This is a genomic window from Coleofasciculus sp. C1-SOL-03 (assembly GCF_040220555.1).
GTDB lineage: Bacteria > Cyanobacteriota > Cyanobacteriia > Cyanobacteriales > Coleofasciculaceae > Coleofasciculus.
This window is the reverse complement of record NZ_JAVJUO010000120.1, coordinates 21,815-46,379: the sequence shown is the minus strand read 5'-3', so window position 1 is coordinate 46,379 and position 24,565 is coordinate 21,815. Positions and strand designations below refer to the sequence as shown.

General features: G+C 46.0%; 17 protein-coding genes. 7 read left to right on the top strand and 10 right to left on the bottom strand.

What is annotated here, in order from left to right:
- Positions 1-430: 430 nt before the first annotated feature.
- The 4 genes from RIE73_RS19080 to RIE73_RS19065 all read right to left on the bottom strand — a co-directional run bounded on the left by RIE73_RS19080 (position 431) and on the right by RIE73_RS19065 (position 9,380).
- Entirely contained in the window at positions 431-4,345 is a 3,915-nt protein-coding gene (locus RIE73_RS19080) for a two-component regulator propeller domain-containing protein (RefSeq protein ID WP_446402684.1), read from the bottom strand.
- A gap of 480 nt (positions 4,346-4,825) precedes the next feature.
- Positions 4,826-5,191, bottom strand: coding sequence for a hypothetical protein (locus RIE73_RS19075; RefSeq protein ID WP_446402683.1), 366 nt, complete (start codon positions 5,189-5,191; stop codon positions 4,826-4,828).
- Between the two features lie 259 nt (positions 5,192-5,450).
- Complete coding sequence (locus RIE73_RS19070; RefSeq protein WP_446402682.1) at positions 5,451-6,887, bottom strand: SagB family peptide dehydrogenase; 1,437 nt, start codon at positions 6,885-6,887, stop codon at positions 5,451-5,453.
- Positions 6,888-7,139: 252 nt separating this feature from the next.
- Positions 7,140-9,380 carry a TOMM precursor leader peptide-binding protein gene (locus RIE73_RS19065; protein ID WP_446402681.1) on the bottom strand — a complete coding sequence of 747 codons (2,241 nt, stop codon included), beginning with the start codon at positions 9,378-9,380 and terminating at the stop codon, positions 7,140-7,142.
- Between the two features lie 610 nt (positions 9,381-9,990).
- Here RIE73_RS19065 and RIE73_RS19060 point away from each other — a divergent pair.
- The 3 genes from RIE73_RS19060 to RIE73_RS19050 all read left to right on the top strand — a co-directional run bounded on the left by RIE73_RS19060 (position 9,991) and on the right by RIE73_RS19050 (position 13,090).
- Positions 9,991-10,665 (top strand): response regulator transcription factor, encoded by a 675-nt coding sequence (locus RIE73_RS19060; RefSeq protein WP_446392962.1) that lies wholly within the window; start codon positions 9,991-9,993, stop codon positions 10,663-10,665.
- 15 nt (positions 10,666-10,680) lie between these two features.
- A complete protein-coding gene (locus RIE73_RS19055) occupies positions 10,681-12,246 on the top strand; it encodes a sensor histidine kinase (protein ID WP_446402680.1) in 1,566 nt (521 codons plus the stop codon).
- Positions 12,247-12,382: 136 nt separating this feature from the next.
- Positions 12,383-13,090 carry an MIP/aquaporin family protein gene (locus tag RIE73_RS19050; protein ID WP_446402679.1) on the top strand — a complete coding sequence of 236 codons (708 nt, stop codon included), beginning with the start codon at positions 12,383-12,385 and terminating at the stop codon, positions 13,088-13,090.
- Positions 13,091-13,380: 290 nt separating this feature from the next.
- On the opposite strand, the gene RIE73_RS19045 is transcribed toward RIE73_RS19050, so the two are convergent.
- The 3 genes from RIE73_RS19045 to RIE73_RS19035 all read right to left on the bottom strand — a co-directional run bounded on the left by RIE73_RS19045 (position 13,381) and on the right by RIE73_RS19035 (position 16,279).
- Positions 13,381-14,535: an AAA family ATPase gene (locus RIE73_RS19045; protein WP_446402678.1), complete on the bottom strand. Its 1,155-nt coding sequence runs from the start codon at positions 14,533-14,535 to the stop codon at positions 13,381-13,383.
- A 233-nt stretch (positions 14,536-14,768) separates the two neighbouring features.
- Complete coding sequence (locus RIE73_RS19040) at positions 14,769-15,287, bottom strand: hypothetical protein (RefSeq protein WP_446402677.1); 519 nt, start codon at positions 15,285-15,287, stop codon at positions 14,769-14,771.
- Between the two features lie 62 nt (positions 15,288-15,349).
- Complete coding sequence (locus tag RIE73_RS19035) at positions 15,350-16,279, bottom strand: metallophosphoesterase (RefSeq protein WP_446402676.1); 930 nt, start codon at positions 16,277-16,279, stop codon at positions 15,350-15,352.
- 130 nt (positions 16,280-16,409) lie between these two features.
- On the opposite strand from RIE73_RS19035, the gene RIE73_RS19030 reads away from it, so the two are divergent.
- Positions 16,410-17,096: a hypothetical protein gene (locus RIE73_RS19030; RefSeq protein ID WP_446402675.1), complete on the top strand. Its 687-nt coding sequence runs from the start codon at positions 16,410-16,412 to the stop codon at positions 17,094-17,096.
- Positions 17,097-17,336: 240 nt separating this feature from the next.
- Here the strand turns inward: RIE73_RS19030 and RIE73_RS19025 are convergent, their stop codons facing one another.
- Together RIE73_RS19025 and RIE73_RS19020 are read right to left on the bottom strand one after the other, a co-directional pair.
- Positions 17,337-17,645, bottom strand: a complete 309-nt coding sequence (locus RIE73_RS19025; protein ID WP_446402674.1) for a hypothetical protein — start codon at positions 17,643-17,645, stop codon at positions 17,337-17,339.
- A gap of 401 nt (positions 17,646-18,046) precedes the next feature.
- Entirely contained in the window at positions 18,047-19,063 is a 1,017-nt protein-coding gene (locus RIE73_RS19020) for a type I glyceraldehyde-3-phosphate dehydrogenase (protein WP_446402673.1), read from the bottom strand.
- Positions 19,064-19,643: 580 nt separating this feature from the next.
- Between RIE73_RS19020 and murC the strand changes: the two genes are divergently transcribed.
- The 3 genes from murC to RIE73_RS19005 all read left to right on the top strand — a co-directional run bounded on the left by murC (position 19,644) and on the right by RIE73_RS19005 (position 22,658).
- Positions 19,644-21,170 carry a UDP-N-acetylmuramate--L-alanine ligase gene (gene murC, locus RIE73_RS19015; RefSeq protein WP_446402672.1) on the top strand — a complete coding sequence of 509 codons (1,527 nt, stop codon included), beginning with the start codon at positions 19,644-19,646 and terminating at the stop codon, positions 21,168-21,170.
- 85 nt (positions 21,171-21,255) lie between these two features.
- Positions 21,256-22,230: a UDP-N-acetylmuramate dehydrogenase gene (murB, locus tag RIE73_RS19010; RefSeq protein WP_446402671.1), complete on the top strand. Its 975-nt coding sequence runs from the start codon at positions 21,256-21,258 to the stop codon at positions 22,228-22,230.
- A gap of 83 nt (positions 22,231-22,313) precedes the next feature.
- Positions 22,314-22,658, top strand: coding sequence for a YbaB/EbfC family nucleoid-associated protein (locus tag RIE73_RS19005; protein ID WP_446402670.1), 345 nt, complete (start codon positions 22,314-22,316; stop codon positions 22,656-22,658).
- A gap of 251 nt (positions 22,659-22,909) precedes the next feature.
- On the opposite strand, the gene xseA is transcribed toward RIE73_RS19005, so the two are convergent.
- Entirely contained in the window at positions 22,910-24,136 is a 1,227-nt protein-coding gene (gene xseA, locus RIE73_RS19000; protein ID WP_446402669.1) for an exodeoxyribonuclease VII large subunit, read from the bottom strand.
- Between the last annotated feature and the right edge of the window lie 429 nt (positions 24,137-24,565).

Here is a 24,565-nt window from a genome sequence, read left to right as displayed (position 1 = left end):
TGGTTAAGGCTGATATCGAGCAACAATGCCGGGTATCAGCCAAGCGTAAGCGTTAACGGTTATCGACCAAAAGTTACACCGTGGACTTATACCAAGGCAGAATTACTGATGGGTAGGTTTGTCTAGGTTTTTAGAAGCGGTTAAGGAATAAAGAAACCCAAACAATCCGCTAACCCACCGAATAAGTCCCTGGGCATAAATTCTGTACGCTGTACTAAGAAATGTTAAGGAACCTTAAATCCTTACTGTTCCCTGTTCCCTGTTATAACCCAGTCCGCGCAGGCGGACTTTGTTTGTGTAGCAGCGATTTCAATCGCCGTGGCAAAGGGGGTAATAAAAGCGGATTTGGTATCACCTTCCAACCTACATCTCCCATACCTTAATCTGACTCCTCCCTAACCCTCCCCTTGTCAAGGGGAGGGAACTACCCCTACGAATGATTCATAACCTCAAAAAACCGAATTGTGAATTGGGTTCCTTGATCTGGCTTGATGTCCAATTCTCCCTCCAACTGTTCAGTTAAAGCCTGGATTAACTGAAATCCTAATGTCTTGGGATTCTCCGGCTCAAACCCTTCCGGTAAGCCAATTCCGTTATCTTGAACCGTGAGAGTCAGTCTGCGATCGCACTCGGATGTCAGTTTAATGGTAATCACACCTGGACGGGATTCAGGGAAGGCATATTTTAACGCATTGGATAGTAACTCATTCAGCAGTAAGCCACAGGGAATCGCCGTGTCTAGGTTCAGAGAAATGGGTTCAACGTCAATCTGCAATTTAATTACGTTGCGATTCGCGCCATAAGACTGGAATAGATACGTGGCTAAGGTTTCAATATAATCGGCAAAATTAATCGTTTCTAGAGACGTAGATTGATACAATTGATTATGAATCAGCGCCATAGACTTAACCCGATTCGCACTTTGTTGGAAAACATCCAAAACTTGAGGATCGGTTAACGTCTGGGACTGGAGATCCAGGAGACTGGAAATAATTTGTAAGTTATTTTTGACCCGATGGTGAACTTCTTTCAGCAGGACTATTTTTTCCCGCAGGGAGGTTTGCAGTTCAGCTTCAGCCTGCTTTTGTTCCGTGATATCAATCCCCACTAAAACCGCCGCTTGACCTTGTTGGTATTTTTGGGCGATAATCAAATAATTGCGAATCGAATCCTTGATTTTTAAATCAACCACCTGAGAGGCGGTAAATTCTGAGCTTGCCAAGAACTGGTGTACAAAATGAATATACTCCGCGTTATTGTTGCGAAAGCCAATTTTTTGACCAAGAAAATCGCTGGCAGACAAGCCCCACATATTCGCTGTATGTTGATTAACACCGAGATATTGCCCATCTGCACTAATCCAAGCCACACAACCGGGTACGGTATTCAAAATAGCTTGCAGTTGTTCATTCGTTTGTTGTAGGGCTTCAATAAACAGTTGGCGTTCGGCTTCTAGCTGTTTGCGATGGCTGATATCTTGAAAAGCAGCGACGCTATAGATAATATCGCCTTGTTCATCATAAATAGGAGTCGCTAAAATCTCCCATAAGCCTTTCTTGCCATTGTTGCGGATTTCCAAATCATCAACATTGACTTTTTCTCCCCGTAACGCCCGACAAACTGGATAGTTTTCTGGGGGATATAACTGATCCGTTCCCGCAATATAGAATTGATAAAGATGAGAATAGTCTGCAATCGGAGCATCAGTGAGCCGTTCTACGCCCAATAGTTTAAATGCTGCTGTGTTAAAAAATACGGGTTGGATCAATTTATCAAATACTGTAATGCCGACGGGAATGGCGTCTAAGATTTGATTCAGCTTTTTCTCACTGGCACGTAGTAAACTATTTTCTCTGACTTGGGCGAACGTTTTCCATTGGACATAGCCATAAATAGCGCCGAATATGGCAATTGCGTAAAGGGTATAAGCCCAGCCTGTTTTCCAGGGGGGCGGGATAATCGTAATCGTCAGAGATGTGCCTTCTTCGTTCCAAACTCCGTCATTATTAGACCCTTTAACTCGAAAGGTGTAGGTTCCGGGGTCAAGATTTGTATAACTGGCGTAGCGTCGAGTTCCGGAGTAAATCCAATCGTGATCAAATCCTTCGAGTTGGTAGGCGTATTGATTTTTTTCCGGATTAGTATAGTCAAGGGCGGCGAATTTAAAGCTAAAGAAGTCGTCTTTGTAGGATAATTTAATCTCCTTGGCGATGGAGATGGCGGGGTTGAGTTTGACGGTTTGATCAAAGATTCTAAAATCGGTGATCACAATGGGGGGAATATGAGGATTGTCTTTAACTTGGTCGGGATAAAATAAGTTGAAGCCATTGAGTCCGCCAAATAACATCGCACCATCTTTAGTTTTGGCGTAGGCTTTCACGCCATCGAACTCGTTTCCCTGAAGTCCATCGCCGACATCGTAGTTTCTAAAGGTTTCTGCTTCGGGGTTAAATTTGGATAAGCCATTACCTGTACTTAGCCAGAGATTTCCATTATCGTCTGCAAGTATACCGACAACGGAATTGCTGGGTAAACCGTCATTTTCGGTGTAATGGGTAAAGGTTTCAGTGGCGATATCGAATTTATTCAGTCCGCCGCCGTAGGTGCCTAACCAGAGTGTCCCGGCTGGGTATTCATTGATTGACAATACTCGGTCATAGCTTAGGCTATTGGGGTTATTGGGATCGTGGGTGTAGCGGGTAAATTTTTCCGTCTCGCGGTCAAATTTGTTGAGTCCACCGTTGAATGTGGTGATCCAGAGTGTACCTGCACTATCTTCATGAATTAACGTTGTACTATTATCACTCAAGCTATTAGAGTCATCAGGATTATGAGTATAGTGCGTAAATTGTCCTGTTTCACGGTCAAATTTATTGAGTCCACCACCGAATGTACTAATCCACAGATTACCCGCTTGGTCTTCAGTGATGAAATTTACAGTATTATGACTTAAACTTGTGGGATCATCAGGATTATGTGTATAGTGCGTAAACTTTCCCGTTTCACGATCAAACTTGTTGAGTCCGCCACCAAAAGTGCCAACCCACATGATACCCTTACTATCTTCATAGGTTGACCAAACATTGTTACTACTTAGGCTGTTAGGGTTGTACGCTTCGTGGGTATAATGTGTAAAATTTTCAGTTTTGCGGTCAAACCGATTGAGTCCACCGTTATCAGTGCCAATCCAAATTATGCCGTACTTATCTTCGTCGATTGACATGATATGATTATCATTCAAGCTATTTGGATTATGGTATTCGTGTTTATAATGCGTAAATTTCGGTTCTTTCAGGTCTAACTTGTTAACACCGCTAAACCCCGTGCCAATCCACAGAATATTTGACTTATCTATCAAGACACTAAAAAATACCGTACCATTCAAATTGTTTGAGTTAAGTGAATCTTTTGTATAATGTCTAATTATTCCTGTTTCAGGATTAAATTGGTCTAGTTGGGTGCCAAAAGAGTTACCGTACCAGCTACTTGTTGCCAGCCATAGATTTTTCAATCGGTCTTCAGTAATCGCATTGATAGTGTTATTGCTTAAACTATTCAGATTTCCTGGCTCATGCTTATAGTGGGTAAATTGTTCAGTTTCGTAGTTGAAGTGATTTAGTCCCCCATTCAGCGTGCCAATCCACAGTCTATCAGCATGGTCTTCATGGATTGACAATACAGTATTATCGCTTAAACTATGAGGATCAGCAGGATTATGTGTATAGTGTATAAATTGCTCAGTTTCTTGATTGAACTGGTTAAGTCCCCCACCATCGGTACCAATCCACAGTCTATTAGCATGGTCTTCATAGATTGACAATACAGTATTATCACTTAAGCTATGAGAATCAACAGGATTATGTGTATAGTGTATAAATTGTTTAGTTTCTCGATTGAATTGGTTAAGTCCCCCACCATCAGTGCCAATCCATAGTACGCCCAACTTATCTTCATAGATTGATAGGACTCGGTTACTCCCTAAGCTCATTGGGTTATTGGCGTCATGTTTATAGTTGATAAATGTTTGTGTTTTCTCCTCAAATTTATTAAGTCCTCCACTTTCAGTACCAATCCAAATTTCTCCTGACTTGTCTTCATAGATTGTTGTGACAAAATTATCAGATAAGGAATGGGTATCAAGTTCATCATATTTATAAATTCTTAATTTATATCCATCATAATTATTTAAACCATCTTGAGTCCCCAACCAAATAAGTCCTTGACTATCCTGTAGTAAACAATTAATTGAACTTTGAGATAATCCATCTTCAGTAGTGATATGTTCAAAATGAATATTGTCATTTTCGTTGGCATATACACTGACTGAAAGACTAAAACTTATCAAAATTGTAAGAACTACTGTTAATATTAATATCTTGAGCAATTTTAGAGTTAATCGGCTTACTTCAAAGCTTATGTAAAACAAATTTAATGATATGCCGACAGGCATAGACTCTACTAGTCCTAAATAATAAGTAAAAAAGTTGTTCGCGAAAAAATGATACTTATAGTGCGCCTAAATCATTTGTACAATTAACTGGCATGACTTTATTATATGATGTCCGGCAAATCACCCCTACCAAAAATGTACGGGCTTGGTTACCAAGCCCCTACTCCCCATCACCGTAATTATGGGTATTCAACCGGACATGATATTACCTAATGCTTTATTTTTGTGAAAACTTTGGGCTTATCAATCTTAGGTTCTGCTATTGTTTTTTTCTGCTTGACCTGAGTTGTTAGTTGTAGAACTCAATTGGATACGCTGTATATCCTGTCTATGACATTAGTCTCAAATCCAATAAATTACAAGAATCGCTGGGTATCAACCACAATATTCATCACCACAATATCCATCGCTATCACAATCGGTGACAGGATAGTTAGGATTTTGTTTGTTAGTCCAACGCTGCACTGGTTGATCTGTCAGTCCCATTGGCTTGGAGGGGAGAGGAATTTCACAAACTACATTACCGTCCTGACCAGGAACTTTGTTAGTCATTGTTCCCACTAAGGTGTTGTTAATCACTTCAAACTCTACACCACTGGGAACCGTTAACCCGTTCTCTTCTAAAACAGGATTTGTATTCGAGAGAAATTGCGATTTAAACTCTTCATCTACCCATGTCTGGGCGATAATCTTGGACAAAATCTTTTGAGTTGCTGGATTATTCTTTACCAAAACTGACATTGTTTTTCTCCTATTCTTCAAAGAATCTAGTCAAGGGAAGTAATGTTAGTCAAGTATTCCTAGAAACCGGGTTTCTCGTAAGGATGACAACGATATCAACCTTTCACCCAAAGAAACCCGGTTTCTTGACCGATGTCCTAGGGACACTTATTTCCCTTAAATCCGCTATGCCAACTTATAGTCATATTAATATACAATGCTTATTTTATCTATGCAAGAGGGTCGGGGAAATTAAATCAATCTAGATTGGATCATTCGGCTAATCTACAGATGGGTTCCCCAGAATAAACTCTCCCACGGAAGTTTCCCGATAGTAATCCGTTCCCACCGTCGCCGCAAATAAATCGGAATTACCACCACCGATCGCGCAAGGTGCCAGATTCATCGCTGTTGCTACCAGATACATGGTCTGCTGTAATGAACCCACATCCTTAAGCATATTAGCATACGCAATGGATTCATAAACCCAGCTTGCTCGCTGAAACCGTGGGGCGAAGACAAATAGAACTTGCGGCATACAGAATCTACTACTAGCAAAGTAGGCATCTTCTAACAGCGCCTCCACATTCTCATTCCTGCCCGTCAATCGACAAAGCTGATGAGATTCGGGACGATAATGATACACTCCAGAGTCTAGATTATCACAGGTATTCGCGATCGCATACAATTCTAACTCATATCGACCACCACTATTCGCATAAGGTCTGTGGGTACATTCCCCATAATCCTTCGCCGTAATTCGCTTATTCCGAGTGCAGCGATACAGAAATTCCCCCAATTGCTTCACGGTTATCGGCTTATCGCTATAACTCCGAATCGATTTCCTCTCCTCCAGTACCCAAGTAAAGGAATAATCCTCCGCCTTAAGTTTCTCGATATCCGGCTGATACAACTCAATGATCTCATCGGACATCCTCGGTTGAATCATCGGAGGCTGGGGAATCTTATCCAGGAAGCGGAACGTTTTCCCCGAATCATTGCTATGTCTTCCCTTGCGACTTCTGGCGTGAAACAGCAAATCGTGAAACTCCCAGGATATGAGCGAATGACTCTCATCCTCCTCAATTTTGCCATTATCCTGCACGACACCCAGCATTTGGCTACTCAAGAGCAAACTGAGAAATAATTGTACCGTTTCTGGCGTCAATCCAGGTATCCTTTGACACAATTCCTCCCCGGTTCTCGGTTGCGCCAATTCAGAAACCAGTGCAGCGCCGCGCCAATCGGCTAAACTAATCTGGGCGTATGATAAAGGAGATTCCAGGATTAACTGATTGTCCTGTTTATGGCAATAGGCAAAACGCGAGAGAGTATAGCGTTGTTCAACAGTCGCCGATTGAACCTGAAACCGTTTAAACGGATAAATCGGAACTCGCGTAGCGATAGGAAACCCATCCCCAACAACCGTATGACAAATCCAGCCTAACTGAATAAACTGATTCAGATAATAATAAAACGTTGCCAGTCTTTCAAACCCATCGCTTTGCAGGACACTATCACTCAGATTCTCCTCTGTTCCCCCGGCTGTCGATAAACTATTTATCGCACTTAATAATCCCGGCGATACCTGATCCAGATTCAGCGTATACTGAGGGAGATTACCCTTAACACGGGTTGACTGAATCATCATGCGATCGCGCGACTCTTCAGTTACAGTAATATCCTTACGAAATGACAAAATAAAAGGAAGTGACATAAGGCATTAATCGGGTTCGTAGTTGCGCTTGTAGTTGCGTAGTTGCGCTTGTAGTTGCGCTTGTAGTTGCGCTTGTAGTTGCGCTTTAGCGCCGGTTCAACGTTCCTATCCCCACCACAAAATCAGTTGGACACACATTATTGGGCGCACGTCTATCATTGGTGTCAACTTAAACGGAAAACCCCCTCACCCCCAGCCCCTCTCCCACCAGGGGAGAGGGGAGCAAGAAGGAAGCGCTTGCCCCCTACAGAATCACAAAAACATAGGAATCGGATTAAGCTGAGACTCCAGCAACGGTTGAGACAACCAGCCCAATTTTACCGGAACATCATACAACCGTCCAAACGCCAATCGCCGCCAAAAATGACGCAATCCCGGCACAATCACCTTAACCACAGGCAAACCAATATCCGGACGAGTCTGATCTAAAACTAACACCTCCAAACCCTGCTTTCCAGCAATATTAACACAACGCCTGACATCATCCGCCAAATCATCCCTTCCCATCTGAGAATAATCACCAAAACCCTTCATCTTCACCCTAGAATCAGGCACCAGATAGGGCTGATTGGCAATCGTCGCCCTTTGCCACCAATCTAACGCCACCGGATCATTAAAACGATACGCCGTTGTCCCATCATCCGCCACCGATAACACAGCCGGAAGCACCTGATTCATCTCCGTTATCGCACGTAATAGCGCAATTTTCGGGTCAAAATGAGCGCCGAAACCGAAGACAATATCTTCAATCTCATGATTAACTCGTCGAGAAATCGCCGTAAACGTCGGCACATTCAAATCCGTCGTTATATCAATAACCCACATCTCCCGATGAATTGAGCGATAATACTCAACCACCTCCGCTAAATACGGGTCATCAAAACTCCCTAAATCGACCCCTGGACGCTGCACCCGATTATACCACCACAACGCCACCCCATCCCGTTCCACTAACTCCATAAACCCTTGCAAAATTGCCTCTTCTACCGTATTTCCCGCCGCCGCACCATTAGAATTTGCCCAACAATAGGGATTTTGTTCTCTGGGATAACCGTAATAACCATAAGCCGTAGGAATATATTTAAACCGTTGATGAGTTAATGACCAAACAGGCGTCCAGTCTAATTCCTGTTGCGGATCAAAGGGTTCAGGAACCTGTTGACTCGGCGTCGATTGCTCATTGATCTGCTGACGATTCTCATACTGCGCTTCACTATAAAGCATACAGTGATTCGGATGAATCGCCTGATCCCCTAACTCCTGATAACATCCTTTTTGGCGAATCTCATCCCCTTGAAATATGCCACAATAGCGTTCAATCGCTTCACACAACGCACTTGCTTTTGCCTGACTATCAGTTTTCCCTTTCCCACCACTTTTCCCGCGCACGGTTTGCCGCAAAAAGTAGAGGGGATCAAACATCATGGCAAAGTTGTGTCCCGCATAATAACTGTGAATCACCCCATTGTCTGTCAGTTTTTTCGGGTGTAATGTATGCACCACCCCCGTAATCGGACTCACATGATGCTGGTATTTTTTTAGCGTGGCTTCTGGTGAGACACAACGGTGTCCGCCATCATGGGTAAATCTTTTCGTCTGGTTGTGGAGATAGATAGGAGATGGGGTTTGGTTAAACTGTTGCGGATTGCCACAGCAGGAACATTGAGGACGTTGAACTAAGGTATGGGTTTCGGTGTTTAGGGATAGGGTATCGACGGTAATAATCTGTCCCGTAACTTGGGGATTTTCGCCTTGGACAATCCATTTAATCAGTTCCGTCGCCGCGAGATTTAATCCGGTTTGCCAGGTGGAGGGGAGGGCGGCTTTGGCGGTGGGAAAAATTGATGCATTTGGGTTTTGGTTTTGGATATAGGTTTCCACCGGGCGATTGGTGCGTAACCGTTGCGCTAAACAGTGCCAACATCCAGTTTTTCCAGGTAGAAATAGGGGTCCTAGCCAGAGGGTTGTCCCGATGGGTTTGATTAATAGCCAAGGCTGTTGGTTTTGCCAAGCTTGGTGGTTAATATCAGCGAGTTCGGGGCGCAAATAGTCATCGGTGACAACTAGGGTTAAATCACCGTCTTTCCCCAGGTTTAGGGAGAGGGATTCCAGGTGGGTTTTGATGTCTGGAACGGAACAGGTTGCCAAGGATTGCACCGATACGGTTGTGGTTTGTAAGCGATGCCATGCTGAGATTGGATTAACGGGTAAGGTTGCCAGAAAAGCGGCGATTTCGGATGAGATGTGATGCTGGGCTTCGACAATATACCCCTTTTGTTCCATTAACAGGAGGGCATAGTAAATGTCCGCTGCTGAGGCGGTGTCTTGTAGTTGTTCAATGATATCGTCAACGGTTTGTCCGGTGAGTAAGGGGGTTAATTGGGTGTAAAGCTGTCCGCTGAGGGCAAAGGATTCCTGTTCTGAGATTAAAAATACGGTGGAATCGAGAATTTCAATATGAAAATAGGGTTTAATTATGGGTTTATTGATCATGATAGGGGGTTAAGTGAGTGGTGGGTTACGGCGGATATCTACTGAAATCATTATTGTCTGGATTAAATACCGCCTAACCCACCCGACAATTTTATTTGTCAGTTGGGTTGATGTCTCCAGAATGTAATTTATAGATATGTGAGCATTTTTTAATTCAATTTCTATTAAAAAGCAAAATAAATTTAGTGGAGTCCGTAGCATAGTATTAGGCATTTCTCAGCGTTTAAATCCTCAGCATTAATCCTCATGTAGGGGCGGGTTTAGGGATTTCCTTTGAATCGACGCCGATAAATTTTCTACAAAACCCGCCCTTAATCATTGGCATCTCACTACAATTATCCGGAAGCCATGCTCCCCTATAGATTACCATGGACTGCAAGCCAGATGCAGGGTGGGTGAAAACTTGTCCATTCGACTCGGTGCTTTTGATGAACCCTCAAAATCGAGGCAAAACCAATCCTGTAGAAAGTTGGCGGCTGTCAATGGTTTACCTGTCAGACTGTGTTATCGGCGGATTAGAAAAAATTGTTTGCTGCGAATCCAATTTATGGTTTACGAAAGTGAAACGTTATTATAGAAACTATCTACCCGTGAATAGCTGTGAACAATCATGAGGATTCTGCTGGTTGAGGATGATCAGCGCATTGCTAAAGCGCTGGCAGAAACTCTGCAAGACCAACATTATATTGTTGATATGGCTACCGATGGCGAAGCGGGGTGGGATTTTGTCGAAGCATTCAGCTATAAACTCATCCTGCTGGATGTGATGCTACCTAAACTCGATGGAATTAGCTTTTGTCAACGCTTGCGACGTTCCGGTAAAATGACCCCTGTACTCATGTTGACGGCTAAAGACACCAGCAATGATAAGGTGATCGGATTAGATGCGGGTGCGGATGATTATGTCGTGAAACCCTTTGACTTACCTGAATTAACTGCTCGCATTCGGGCATTACTGCGTCGAGGCAATTCTAGCCTACCCCCCGTGCTGGAGTGGGAACGTCTCAGCTTCGATCCGAATACCTGTCAAGTCACTTATGCTGAACACCCCCTACATTTAACGCCCAAGGAATACAGTTTACTGGAATTACTGTTACGAAGTCATGGTCGTGTGCAGAGTCGTAGCACTATTTTAGAACAGCTTTGGTCATGGGATGATCCACCCGGAGAAGACGCGGTTAAGGTTCATATCAAAGATTTACGCAAGAAACTGAGAGCAGCAGGCGCTCCACCGGATTTGATTCAAACCGTTTATGGTATCGGGTATCGGCTGAAGCAACATTAGCCACGGGAAAGACGTATGGTCAGAGAAGATCAGGGAAATCAGGGAAATCAGGGAGATAAAAAACTGTATAAATTTTTATCAAAATTGGGTATCAAAACCCGATTCCCTATAAGCAAAGCGAAGGGTCAAAATTCAAAACTCAGTCAGGGCGGGTTTCGCACAAACGTTACCCTCAATAGCCAAGAGAAAATCCCTAAACCCGCCCCTACACACTCAAAACCCGGTTCCCTACGAGCGCAGCGAAGGGTCAAAACCCGGTTCCCTATAAGCAAAGCGAAGGGTCAAAACTCTGTCAGCCCCCAGTTTAAATCCTTGCGCTGGCGTCTATTGGGTTCCTACCTGATGGTTATGGTGGCAATTCGGGTCATATCTAATGGTGTGGTCTATGAATTTTTTTCTCATAGTCTTTATCAGCAATTAGATAACCGTCTGCTCAATTTAGCCCAAGCGGCGGCTCATAGTTTAGTGGCGATTAAGCAGGATAAAGATGCCGTTGATCAACCAGCTTATCGCCCTTTAGATGGAGATGGTGATCTCGACATTCCCTGGCAAAATCTGAGTAAACCGGATCAAGGTGTGGAGTGGTTTGGCGCGGATCAGCAACGATTAGCGAGCTCTGGCACCCTTTCGCCCACTTTTCCCCTGCAAGAAGGGTTCCAGACAGGGGAACAAGGGCAGATTCGTACCCTAACGATTCCCGCGTACAGATACAGCCAAGGACAACGACAACTCGAAGGTTATGTTCGCGCCAGTGAATCTACGGAGTCTGTGGAAGCTGTCCTCACCCAGTTACGTTGGGGATCAGGTGTAGCAGGTATTCTCACTTTAGGACTGATTGGAGTGGGCGGTATGTGGCTGACTCGGCAGTCGATGAAGCCCATTGAGCAGAGTTTTCAGCAACTTAAACAGTTTACAGCCGATGCGTCTCACGAGTTACGCAGCCCCCTGACGGCGATTAAGGCGTCAGTAGAGGTGATGCAAACTCATCCAGAACGGATTCATCCGGCGGATGTGGAAAAATTGGCTGCGATCGCGTCGGCGACTAGCCAGATGAGTCGTTTGGTGCAGGATCTGCTGTTACTCGCCCGAACGGATGCGACAACTGCCGCACCAACCCACGAATGGACAGTGATTCCCCTGGACGAACTTTTAGAGGATGTTGAGGAACGTCTCGAACCCAACGCTGAAGCCCAAGACATTACTCTGAAATGTAGACTACAAACGGACATTTTTGTCAAGGGGGATGTCTCTCAGCTTTTCCGTGTCTTTTGTAATCTACTCGAAAACGCTCTGCAATACACTCCATCCGGAGGTACAGTTACCCTGTCGATGAGTACAGATGAAACCTGGGTGGTTGTCAGTGTGGAGGATACAGGGATTGGTATTGCGCCAGAACATTTACCCCTTATTTTTGATCGCCTGTGGCGAGCCGATAAAGCCCGAACTCAGCGTCAGGAGGGTTCAGGGTTAGGTTTAGCGATCGCCCAAGCTATTGCCCAACGTCATGGTGGAGACATTACAGTCAGGAGTGAGTTAGGAGTTGGCAGTTGTTTTCAGGTGTATCTGCCTATAGTTTCTTAGGGGTAGCTAAGTAGTCAGATCAAAGAAAACGGCAATTTCTTTACCGAATCCTTACATTTGCCGTCTATTTTTTTTACCAAGCCCTTCTCAGCGAGTGGCAAGGCTGTTTTTACAGAGTATTAAGATACCAGAGATAATGAATTCAAAAGCTTTAATTGCTGAGTTTATCGGCACCTTTGCCTTAATCTTTATTGGCGTTGGTGCGATCGCGACAAACTATATCATTAAAGGTGACACAGATGTCGATTTAGTCGCCATTGCTCTAGCTCACGGCTTGACCATTGCTGTCATGGTTAGCGCTACCGCCGCCATTAGTGGGGGTCATCTCAATCCAGCCGTCACCTTCGGCGCTTGGTTGGCGGGCAAAATTAATCTCAAAGATGGTTTAGGATATATTATTGTTCAGTGTTTAGGAGCCATCTTTGCTGCCAGTCTGATTAAGTTAGCGATACCCCTAGAGCCACTGGGAGCCATTAAAATGGGTACACCCGCACTAGGTAATGGAGAAACTCCAATGATGGGCTTAGTGCTGGAATTTATCCTCACCTTCTTTCTCGTCTTCGTGGTTTTTGGCACAGCGATGGATAAACGTGCCCCCCAAGTCGGCGGTTTGTTTATTGGGTTAACCGTTACCCTCGATATCCTAGCGGGTGGACCGATTAGTGGTGCCGCCATGAACCCCGCTCGTTATCTCGGTCCAGCTTTGTTGGGAGGGGGACTCCAGTACATTTGGCTCTATTGGCTGGGTCCCTTAGCTGGTGGTGCTGCTGCCGCTTTAGTGTATCATTACCTGCTCGAAGACCGCAGTCAACATGCGATCGAGTCTAAGGAGGGTGAAAACTAGGTGAGGGCACGATAGTATCGTGCTCCTACGAATGGTGATTTAAATGTCAGGAAAACGTGACATCCTCCTACACGCTCCCCTACGGGTACACTGTAGGCTTCCTTTGTCGTAGTCTTGCGACTACGCTTCCGGCTCCTTCACTTCGTTCGAGGACAAGGTTTTATAGTGGGAACATGCAAGAGCCCATTTCTTGCTTATCGCAAGAGAAATTTTAGTTATGGAGTTGAGTTTTTGCTGTCAAGTTGCCAGCTTTTACAGCTTTGCATTGAACTTAAGAGTTCTCGCTGTCTCTAGCTAACCGAAACCTCCATCAGTTCTTGGAGCAAAGCATTGCTATCTTGACTCATTGACGGTTCTGGATGTTTGGCGATAATCATCGGAGTGTCTCCCATATCACTATCGGGGATAGCTTGGAGAAGGTAAACCTGTTGGGGGTTGACATTGGCAATCACCTGGGGTGAATGAGTCGCCACAATAAACTGACAGTTGGGGAAAGTGCGAGTCAGGGCGGGTACAATCTCATGTTGCCATTTCGGATGCAGATGGAGTTCAATCTCATCAATCAGAACCACGCCATTCCCTTCTAGGGGATTCCCTAACCCCGGATTCGCGATCGCTAATCGTTTGGCTAAATCGGCGGCGAGTGCAAGCAAGCCTCTTTCTCCTTCAGAGAGTTGATTAACGATTAACTCTCGACCTTGTTTCGTCACCGTCATCCGTAAAGGGGCGCGTCGCACCCGCAGGTTCGCAAAACCGGGTAACAAAGAGGATATCGCTTGGCGGATGGCTTCTAGGAGGCGATCGCGGTGTTCGGGATTATCTCGACGCCATTCGTTTTCTAGATCCTCAAGATCCTTAAACCACTCGAAGAAGCTGCTAAAGTTAATCGACACACCCGTTAAGGCGTGGTCATAAATCGCCAGTTGGTTTGACCAATAGTATTTCGTTGCTTCTTGGGTAACTTTGTCGCAAAACTGGCGATTGACGGGATAGTAAACCACGACGGGTAAATTCACATTCAAATTGTTTTGCAACTGATTCTTAATTCGCAAACAAATTCCTTCTAATTCTCGAATGTTCCCGCCCCTAGGTCGTCCCTTGGTATTGGATAACGACAGAAACCAACTAATTTGCCGTTCCCTCAAGGAAATTGTAATCTCATTTTTGGTTTGATGAGCGCCATTGGCGATATCTCCCTGACGAAAAAAATGTCGCGGAATTTTCCGTTCTTCGGTAATATCCTGTTCGTTAATAAAATGTCCCGTTCCAATCGGATCTTGAAGTTCCGCCACAAAATGGGAAAGCAGAAGTGCGATACAGTCGAGAATACTGGATTTTCCCGTTCCGTTGATTCCCACCAAGACTGTCGGTTCAGTCTCATGGAACTCCAGCGTCAGATCGCCGATGCCACGGAACGAGTTGATTTTCAGGCGCTTGACTTTCATGGCTTATAGTAGGCTGATGGCAATAAAATGACACCGGGATGAAAAAGCAGCAATTGTTATTGATACTGCTGATGATACTCTGATCGGTTGAGCTTGTCCGGCAAAAGCCTCATACAATTGATTCAAGAACTCCTAGTTTGGGGTTGTATAAACGTACCCTGACACGTCTAGAACCTAAATGCGTAACCTTTGAGGAACTGTTAACTGGGGTTACGCCAGCCGACGCCGACGCTTTAGGGAGCAATCCCTAGGGAAGCTTCCCAGAAATAAACGCGATCGCAATATTGAAATCTGCTTGTACAGACAGCTTCTAGGGAAACATTTTGCGTATTGGTCACATCCAACGATACGAAAGCGGGTTCTCCTCCGGGTGCAACGGTTCGAGATTCAGCCTTTACCCCATCTATATACACATTAACAAGAACCCTGGGACTACCTTGGTCGTTATCGCGCATACCAAACCCTAATTGCAATGTCTGAAAGTTAACATCCTCCCGATTGGGTTGCAGTCTACAGGTCAATGATGCCTGAGTATCGCCTGGACCCATATAAAATCGCGATGGGTAAACCGCTTTATTGACCACCACGTTTTCACTTCGCCGTCTCCAGTTACCGATACCCGCATCCACACAATTTAGCCTCAGCAGGAAGGTTGAGCGTTCTTGCGCTTGCACAATTTGCTGACTTGGGGCAGTCAACGCCGCACATAGAAGTCCACTGGCAATGATTTTCTGAATCAGTTTGCTTTTCATTCGTATTGATAGTTCACCCACGCCAATAGGCATCAATACTACATCATCCCATGGGCTGATGTTTAACCCGATGGAATCATCCCTTGATCAAAGATTTGACCCTTTGTATCAATACCACGAACTAGGATGCGATCGCCATATACCTCGTAAGCGGCAAAACTTAGCGTTGAGGCGGAATGGGCAGTCCATGACGAACGCCCAACCGGGCGAACTCCAGCACCTCCACCACAAGTTAAATAGGTTGTCCCATTAATCGGCACAGTGCGCTCGTAGTTGTGGTCATGACCATTAATATAGAGTTGCACGCCGTATTTTTGAAACAAGGGAGTCAGGGTTTCAATAAACGCTTGATTCAATCCGTAATGACCCGATGAATAAATCGGATTATGTCCAAACACAATCTTCCAGGGCGCATCGCTACGGCTGAGTTCCTGTTCTAACCACGGTAACTGACGTTGCCAATCCGCATTGGCATTCGTATCCAGCGCCCAAAATTGCACTGATCCCCGCCGAAATGTATAGTATCGTCCCTGCATGTTGAAACCTGGATATCGGACTTGGGGATCACCATTGGCGGTGCGGATGTCATGGTTCCCCAGACAAGCATGAAATTTCACTCCATTTTCTAGTAAGGCTTGATAGGGTTTTTCAAAGACTGCCTCAACTTTTTCAATTTCCCCATCGTTATAAATATTGTCACCTGCCATAATCACCAACTCGTAGGGATTCTGTTGATAATAAGCCGTCATCGCCTCTGCCACTGCATATTGTCCGGCTGCACCTGTGCCTGTATCGGCAATGGAAACAAAGCGTAGCAGAGGTGTATCAGCCAATTCATTCCGCGTGTCAGTTGAGGGTGTTGGTTTAGGAGTCTGGGAATGGGTATCACTCGTCTGAGTCGTTTGACTGGCAAAGAGATTACTGCCAACAGCAATAACCCCGAAACAACTAATACCACTCAAAATCAAAAATTGACGGCGTTTGAGACTCATAGATCTAGAGCAGTCATGCAGACTGAAGCAAGACGGGCAAAAATGTTAAATTTGTGCTGTAGGAACAGCGTTCGTAAGAAGAATTTAGCGCATTTTATGCCAATTGGCGTTGCTGGGTAGGGAAATAAAAATGTCAAACGAGCAGCATAAGCCTCAGACGTCCGTAGAGGCAGATGAATCTACTCAAGAAACCAATCAGGCTGAACCCACTCGCCAGTCTAAACTGGTGGATTGGCTCTATCCCAGCTTTGAAACCGTTGAGAAGGTGTGGGATAGTATCTTGGCAACAATTCGCTCTGTACTGCCAGAGGCTTGGAATCAAAAGCTATCAGATTGGGGATTGACGGGCGCGATCGCGGCGTTTATTGTGATCATAATGGTGACGGCAGTTGCCTTAACGCCAGAGACACCCACACAGTTAGCCAAAGAAGTAAAACCTAAACCCACCCCTGCACCTCCAGAATTAGCGACCCCTGAACGTGCAGACACTTCAGAACCTGAGTCCTCTCCCCTAGAACTTACCCCAGAACAACGCCTGATTGCGGCGATTCAAGAGCAAGTGGCTGAAATTACAGATCAATATGCGAATGGACTGATTCAATCCATTCAAGCCAATTTTCAGGGCAACCGTCTAATTGTTACCGTGAGTGATGATTGGTATAAGTTGGATGCACAGGATCAAGAGCAATTAGCCAGTGAAATTTGGCGTCGATCTCAAGAGTTGGAGTTGAGCAAACTGGAAATCACTAATTCCGATGGCAGTCTATTGGCGCGGAGTCCGGTCGTCGGTTCTGGGATAGTCATTTGGCAGCGTTAGCTCTATCGACAGATGTCCGAGAATCTGCTTAAATATAAGATTGGCATAGCTTTGGAGGATTAATTCAGTGCAGTTGCCTTCGTTTTACCTGTTACACGGGGGACGTAATCCAAGCAGACAAAAATGCTGCAATGAACATTCTGCATCGCCTTAAGATAGTGAGATCACTCGCTGGATGAAATATGCAGAAGTCCGCGCCATTTTACTGATGCGGACAGTTCGATACTTAGTTCACCCCGATCAGCGCATGGCTTTCTCAAGCTGGTTGGCAATATTGAATTGAGCTAGACTGGGCGATTCAATATCGCTTCTCGCCAGTTGTTCTAACTCAACCGCGAGCGATCGCAGGTAGTCTGCTCGTTGGCGTATTCGGGTACTGATTCCCTCTGCACCAGTGGCAAGGCACTCTGGACAAACATCACTAACATATTCGCCAGAGTCCCGATACGCTCTTGCCACCACCTCTAGCGGGAAAAAAATGTTACCGCACAAGTTGCAACGGCATCTTTCGTCGAAGTCATTACTCTCAACTTTAATTTGAATGGGCATGGACGGTGTTCTCCAATATATATATGGTGTTGCCGGATAGCTGGAACTCTATCTGAACTGGGCTGAAGCGAACAGCTTAATTAATTATTTATTTTATTTTAACCATAAATGTAGTTAATCGTACAGATTATTTCTAATCACAGAGACAATGCCTTTCTGTTAGCTTTCCATGACAATGATCCCGCCGATTTCACAGCCAAGGGCTATCATAAAAAATACTCAGAGTATTAACTCTGAGTACACACAGTTGCCAAACTATTTAGATAAACCAGCGATGACTCTATTGAGGCTTCGTTGTCACCAGCATCAAAGGAATTCCGTCACTTTTGCAGTTCCTCCGAATTCCCAACTGATCCACTCGTTTAGAGGTCGCTGCATCAAAGTGGTCAAGTTTTGTGTCCTTAACCTTCCCACTGCGACGCTATATGTTCAGCCAAATCGACAACCCGCTGAGAATAGCCCCACTCATTGTCATACCAGGCAACGACTTTAACCATGTCGCCACCCATAACCATTGTCAGACTCGCATCAACAATAGATGAAGCATTATGTCCTTTGTAGTCTGAGGACACCAAAGGCAAGTCACTGTATTCCACAATACCCTTGAGCGAATCTTCTGACTCTTCTTTGACGACTTGATTGACCTGTTCAGCGATGGTGCTTTTCTCAACTTGAGCCACCAAATCCACAACCGATACATTCGGGGTAGGTACGCGCATCGCGATTCCATTCAATTTCCCTTGCATATCGGGGATAACTAACGCCACAGCTTTAGCGGCTCCCGTCGAAGTGGGTACGATATTAATTGCAGCAGCTCTTGCCCGACGAACATCCCGGTGGCTAGCATCTAGAATCCGCTGATCCCCCGTGTAACTGTGGGTCGTGGTCATGGTTCCTTTAATGATGCCAAAGTGTTCGTGGATGATTTTGACCACAGGAGCCAGACAGTTCGTGGTACAACTGGCATTGCTGACAATATCGTGCTTACTGTGTTCGTAGTCGTGATGGTTCACACCAACGACAAACGTGCCGATGTCACCCCCTTTTCCTGGAGCCGTAATCAGCACTTTCTTAGCGCCAGCAGCTATATGCTTAGATGCACCATCCCTGGTGACAAACACCCCGGTTGATTCGATGACTAGGTCGATGTCCCAATCACCCCAAGGCAAGTTCAGGGGGTTGCGATCCGATACACACTTAATGGTTTTGCCATTGACGATTAGGGAGTTTTCATCATAGCCAATGTCGGCTTTGAGCGTCCCTAGCATGGAGTCGTACTTAAGCAAATGAGCATTTGTCTTGGGATCAGATGTATCATTGATGCCCACTAACTCCAACTGGCTATTTTCTCTGGTCAGTAAACATCTGGCGAAATTACGTCCGATGCGTCCGAACCCGTTGATCGCTACTCTAATCACTGCGTCTTGCCCTCTGTATTCAAGCTCAGTAAATATACTTTTTATGAACCCAATCATATCGCAAAGCCGGACAAATTCTAAATGCCGATTTAGTCACAGATCGGGAATCACTGGATATGGATGTTGCTCTAAGTCTTTCCACCTAAGGGTTTGAGTCAATCTGAATTGAGAATCAGAGTCGTTGGATTCAGGATATCCGGTGGGGTTAGGTGTCAATACAGCTCGCAGCGATCTCTAAAATTTAGGTTTTCTTCCCCATCTTCCCCATCTTCCCCCGCTCCCCTCGCTCCCTCTGCTCCCGACAGGCAAGGGGTTCTATCGTTGTGCTGAATTTTCCGGAAACCCAAGACTAGCGGCTGTTTAGTATACAAAACCGTCTGGAGATAGAAAAACGTACTTCAGTACAAACACGGTGGTCAACTCCACTGGAGCCATAACACAATTTATAGCTAGGTGTGTCTACTGGCAAAAAAATCTGATAAATTCACCCTTTGCTATATCTTGAAAAATCAATTCTTGATATGATAGCGCGTGTTATTGGCACAGTAGGCTTGTGTGGTGTGGTGTGTAAGGAGTTAAGATGCCTAATACTGTCGATCTTAGTGGCAAGCCATTCCATTTCATCGGAATTGGTGGAATTGGTATGTCAGCGCTGGCTTACGTTCTAGCCAAACGTAATCTCCCTGTATCTGGGTCTGACATTCGTTCGACGCCGATTACTCAGCGGTTACAAGCTGTCGGCGCTCATCTGTTTAGAGACCAGAAGGCAACCAATTTGGAATTTTTTAGAGAAGCGAATGTCCCCATTTATCAGGGTGTATCAGCAACGGCGATTGAACCGGAGTCCACGGGAAAAAAAATTGCTGCCCCCTCAAACGACAACTCCGTTAGGGATGACCATCTTACTTCCTGCTTGCCCCAAGTAATATGTTCGAGTGCGATTAATCCGATCAATTCCGAGTACCAAGCGGCTGTAGACGGCGGCTACCCGATTTTTCATCGCTCAGATTTACTGGCAGCATTGATTCAAGACTACCGAAGTATTGCGGTTGCTGGAACTCACGGTAAAACCACAACCAGCAGCTTAATGGGATACTTGCTGCTGAAAACGGGTTTAGACCCAACCATCGTAGTGGGGGGAGAAGTGGAGGCTTGGCAAGGGAATGCGCGTCTGGGTCAAAGTCCCTTTCTGGTGGCTGAAGCCGATGAATCAGACGGATCGTTAGCCAAGCTAGCTCCGGAAATTGGTGTGATTACCAATATTGAACTGGATCATCCCGACCATTACCAGAATCTCGATCAGGTGATCGAAACCTTCCGGATTTTTGCCGATCGCTGTCAAATCGTAGTGGGTTGTATTGATTGCCAGACTTTGCGATCGCATTTAACCCCGACAATCAGTTATAGCTTGCAACGCACAGCCGGGGCTGACTACAGTGTGGATCGCGTGGTTTATCACTCAGAAGGTATCACGGCGAGGATTTGGGAAGGCGATCAGGTATTAGGTACGCTGCAACTGAGTCTGTTAGGTCAACACAATCTCAGCAACGCCTTAGCTGTTGTGGCAGTAGGACGACACCTGGGATTGAAGTTTGAGGCGATCGCCGCCGCCCTCGCTACCTTTGAGGGTGCCAAGCGCCGCTTTGAGGTTCGGGGTGAGTGTAAAGGGATTACATTTGTGGATGACTACGCTCATCATCCCAGTGAAATTCAGGCAACCTTGGCAGCCGCTCGCTTACAGGTTGAATTATCACGCCGTATTGTTGCCATTTTTCAGCCCCATCGCTACAGTCGTACCTTGACATTCCTGTCAGACTTTGCTAAATCATTTGGCGATGCCGATCTCGTCGTGGTCACAGACATATACAGCGCAGGCGAACCCGGTGTCGGACAAATTACAGGTGAGCAAGTGCGGGCAGCGATCGCGGCTCACCATGAGCGGGTGTACTACCAACCCACCTTAGAGAAAGTCTCCCAACTCCTCGCCCAAATCCTGCAACCCGGAGATTTGGCGATCTTTCTTGGTGCGGGAAATTTGAATCAGATTATTCCCCAGGTTATACAGTCCTACCAGACGGCGATCCCTAAGCTCAGTAAAACCGTCTAAGTTGGATTTACCCCAGCCGCACCTGATTGGGTGCTTTTATTCCCACTGCCTAACATCCATCGGCAATCTTTTAACCTGTATTGATATGACCTTGTCATCCTATTCTCCTCGCGTTGCTAACGCGCCACTGTGTCAGGAAACCTCTGATAAGCCTAAGCTTTACTTGCCTGGAACTGACTGCCTCCTCCGTTCTCAGGTGTCTTTAGCGAGTTTGACATCCTTTCGCGTGGGGGGTCCAGCCGAGTGGTATGTGGCACCCCGACGGGTCGAGGATCTGCTCGCCAGTTTTGAATGGGCAGATTTGCAGGGATTACCCATAACCTTGCTAGGGGCGGGTTCTAATCTACTGGTTAGCGATTGTGGTTTGTCCGGCTTAGTCGTCTGCACTCGTCATCTCCGTTCTACCCACTTTGACCCAGATACGGGTCAAGTCACCGTGGGAGCCGGAGAATCAATCGCCCGTTTAGCATGGCAAGCCGCTAATCACGGTTGGCAAGGGTTGGAATGGGCGGTAGGTATTCCCGGAACTGTAGGGGGCGCTGTGGTAATGAATGCCGGTGCCCATCAAAGTTGTGCAGCGGATCTGCTAGTGAATGTGGAAACCATTTCACCCACCGGAATTGTGGAGCGGCTCACACCTCAAGAGTTGGGCTTTCGCTATCGCACCTCCATCCTGCAAGGGGGGAATCGCTTCGTGACTCAGGCAACGTTTCAGTTGCAACCGGGCGCTGATCCGAAACAGGTTCGAGCGACAACAACTCACCATTTAAAGCAACGACGTGATGCTCAACCCTATCATCTACCCAGTTGCGGCAGTGTTTTCCGCAATCCCGAACCCCATGCGGCGGGTTGGCTGATCGAACAACTGGGTTTGAAAGGGTATCAAATTGGTGGCGCTCAAGTGGCAGAACGCCATGCTAACTTTATCTTGAACTGTGGCGGGGCAAAAGCTAGCGATATCTTTCAACTGATTCGTTATGTGCAGCAGCAAGTCGAGCAGCATTGGTCGCTCTCCTTAGAGCCAGAAGTGAAAATCTTAGGACAGTTTCAGCCTGTCTAAGGATGTCGCATTGACCGAAGCGGTACTAAGATTAAGACTTAGCAATGATAAACCCGTCCAACTCGAGAGACAGTCAATCAGTTATGACCAAAGGACAAGGATTCGGCTTCGGTTTAGGCAAGATGAAAGAACTTGCCGAAGCATTCAAAAAAGCCCAAGAGGTACAACAGGGAGCCAAACAGCTTCAAGAAGAATTGGAGCAAATGGAGATTGAAGGTTCCTCTAGCGATGGTATGGTTAAGGTGTTTATGAGTGGGAATCAGGAACCCCTGCGCGTCGAAATTGCCCCAGACGCGATCAGTCAGGGAGCCGAAACCCTCTCAGAGACGGTGACAGCCGCCATGAAAGATGCTTATGATAAATCAACCACGACGATGAGAGAACGTATGGAAGAACTCACCAGTGGGCTAAATCTGCCAGGGATGTAACGTCATTGGTAGAACTGGGAATAAAAGTCATAAGTTATCCATTGGAGATAGCACTTCCCAGTTCTGCTCTGATGGTCATTGGTCATTGGTTATTGGTCATTGGTCATTGGTCATTCGTAAAATCGGGGCGGGTTTAGTTACATCTGGATCTAACCGAAAAGATAGTTGTGAAACCCGCCCCTACAACTTTCAAAACTCTCCCCCATCTCTCCCATCTCCCTCTCCCCACCACAAGACTTATTCAGCAGCCCCTAATCAATGATTTCTGTGACTTTAACATTGATTTGCCCCTCCGCTAATTGAATCTGTAATTCTTCTCCAGGAACGAGACTCGCCGCGTTGCGAGCAATTTTTCCTTGTTCAGTCCGCACCACCGCATATCCTCGTTTTAAAACATTGGTCGGGTCAAGGGTGGCTAACTTTTGCCCCAGAAATTGGCAGTGTTGAGTCGCTTGACTTATTCGCCAAGAGGTGCTTTGAACTAATCGCTGTCGCTGCTGCGCGATCGCATGGTGTTCCTGCTGTAACTGTCGGTTAAGGGGTAAGCGTTGGAGACGGTTTCTGAGTTGGTGTAATTGGTTGCGGCAGGTATCCAAATGATGAGTCACCGCCTCATGTAACGCCTCCTGACGCTGCTGATGTTCGCTAATTAGGGTTGCCAACTCTGGCACGGCGCGTTCAGCGGCGGCGGTGGGTGTGTGAGCGCAACAATCAGCGACTAAATCAGCTAAAGATTCATCCCGTTGATGACCAATTCCGGTTAATACGGGAATTGAACAGTTCGCGATCGCTCTGACTACTCGCTCATCATCAAAACCCACCAAATCCTCAGATGCGCCACCTCCCCGCGACAAAATCAGCAACTCAGCCCTCCCGTCTCGCTCAACTCGCTCAATCGCTGCCACAATCGATTCAGGTGCTAAATCCCCTTGCACTTGTGCCGGAGAAAACAACACAGATAACCCCGGATACCGTTGTCGCAGGGTGCGGCGAATATCTCCCCAAGCGGCGGCTTGGGGTGAAGTCACGACGGCGATCGTTTGCGGATGTATCGGTAGGGGGCGCTTGTGTTGAGCATCAAATAATCCTTCCGCCGCTAATCGTTGGCGCAGTTGATTATAGCGTAGTGCCTGTAACCCTTCTCCTCCTGGCAATACCTGCCAAACCATAAGCTGATATTGTCCCCGTTGCTGATAAATCCGGATACTGCCTAATGCAATCAACTGTTCTCCGGATTGAGGAAGTTGCACCAGCTTACTTAGCACAGAGTTCCACACCACGCATTGAATGGATGCCTTGCCCTCTAAATCTCGCAGGGTAAAAAACATACCACTCCGATGGCGGTTGGCACTAGAGACTTCTCCAATTACCCAAATCTTCTGGAGTTGGGTATCCTGTTCTAATAGATCCTGAATATAGTCGGTTAACCCCGCAACTGAAAGGGTTGTCTCTGGAAGCAATGAATTGGTATTGGTCATTTGTCCTTTGTCATTTGTCATACTCGCTAAGTAGGTGGACACAATTAACGTGAACGGTTGAGATTAGGGAACTCTTAACAGGGAACAGTAAGGGTTTGAGGTTTGTTCACAAAACTTAGTATGGTGCTGTTTTCTTTTGTCCGACTACTTATCGCGATGTCATTTGTCATTTGTCATTTAGTCGGGGCGGGTTTTGCAGCCAAGTTGGGGATAACAATCAATATTAGTCCCTAAACCCGCCCCTACACACAGACGTCATGGCACATCTTCCCCATCTTCCCCATTTTCCCCATTTTCCCCATCTTCCCCAGCACCCCTACCCCCACCAAATCCTCGAACTTGTCGATTGACCCAATAATGCTATAGTAGTACCTGTGTTCTATATTGGGGGGAGAGGAAATGCTGTCAAATGTTTCTCTCCAGTCCAAA

Bases quoted from the DNA above. Each gene is read 5' to 3' on its own strand.
- RIE73_RS19075 (WP_446402683.1), bottom strand. From the start codon at position 5,191: ATGTCAGTTTTGGTAAAGAATAATCCAGCAACTCAAAAGATTTTGTCC.
- RIE73_RS19070 (WP_446402682.1), bottom strand. From the start codon at position 6,887: ATGTCACTTCCTTTTATTTTGTCATTTCGTAAGGATATTACTGTAACT.
- RIE73_RS19065 (WP_446402681.1), bottom strand. From the start codon at position 9,380: ATGATCAATAAACCCATAATTAAACCCTATTTTCATATTGAAATTCTC.
- RIE73_RS19060 (WP_446392962.1), top strand. From the start codon at position 9,991: ATGAGGATTCTGCTGGTTGAGGATGATCAGCGCATTGCTAAAGCGCTG.
- RIE73_RS19055 (WP_446402680.1), top strand. From the start codon at position 10,681: ATGGTCAGAGAAGATCAGGGAAATCAGGGAAATCAGGGAGATAAAAAA.
- RIE73_RS19050 (WP_446402679.1), top strand. From the start codon at position 12,383: ATGAATTCAAAAGCTTTAATTGCTGAGTTTATCGGCACCTTTGCCTTA.
- RIE73_RS19045 (WP_446402678.1), bottom strand. From the start codon at position 14,535: ATGAAAGTCAAGCGCCTGAAAATCAACTCGTTCCGTGGCATCGGCGAT.
- RIE73_RS19040 (WP_446402677.1), bottom strand. From the start codon at position 15,287: ATGAAAAGCAAACTGATTCAGAAAATCATTGCCAGTGGACTTCTATGT.
- RIE73_RS19035 (WP_446402676.1), bottom strand. From the start codon at position 16,279: ATGAGTCTCAAACGCCGTCAATTTTTGATTTTGAGTGGTATTAGTTGT.
- RIE73_RS19030 (WP_446402675.1), top strand. From the start codon at position 16,410: ATGTCAAACGAGCAGCATAAGCCTCAGACGTCCGTAGAGGCAGATGAA.
- RIE73_RS19025 (WP_446402674.1), bottom strand. From the start codon at position 17,645: ATGCCCATTCAAATTAAAGTTGAGAGTAATGACTTCGACGAAAGATGC.
- murC (WP_446402672.1), top strand. From the start codon at position 19,644: ATGCCTAATACTGTCGATCTTAGTGGCAAGCCATTCCATTTCATCGGA.
- murB (WP_446402671.1), top strand. From the start codon at position 21,256: ATGACCTTGTCATCCTATTCTCCTCGCGTTGCTAACGCGCCACTGTGT.
- RIE73_RS19005 (WP_446402670.1), top strand. From the start codon at position 22,314: ATGACCAAAGGACAAGGATTCGGCTTCGGTTTAGGCAAGATGAAAGAA.
- xseA (WP_446402669.1), bottom strand. From the start codon at position 24,136: ATGACCAATACCAATTCATTGCTTCCAGAGACAACCCTTTCAGTTGCG.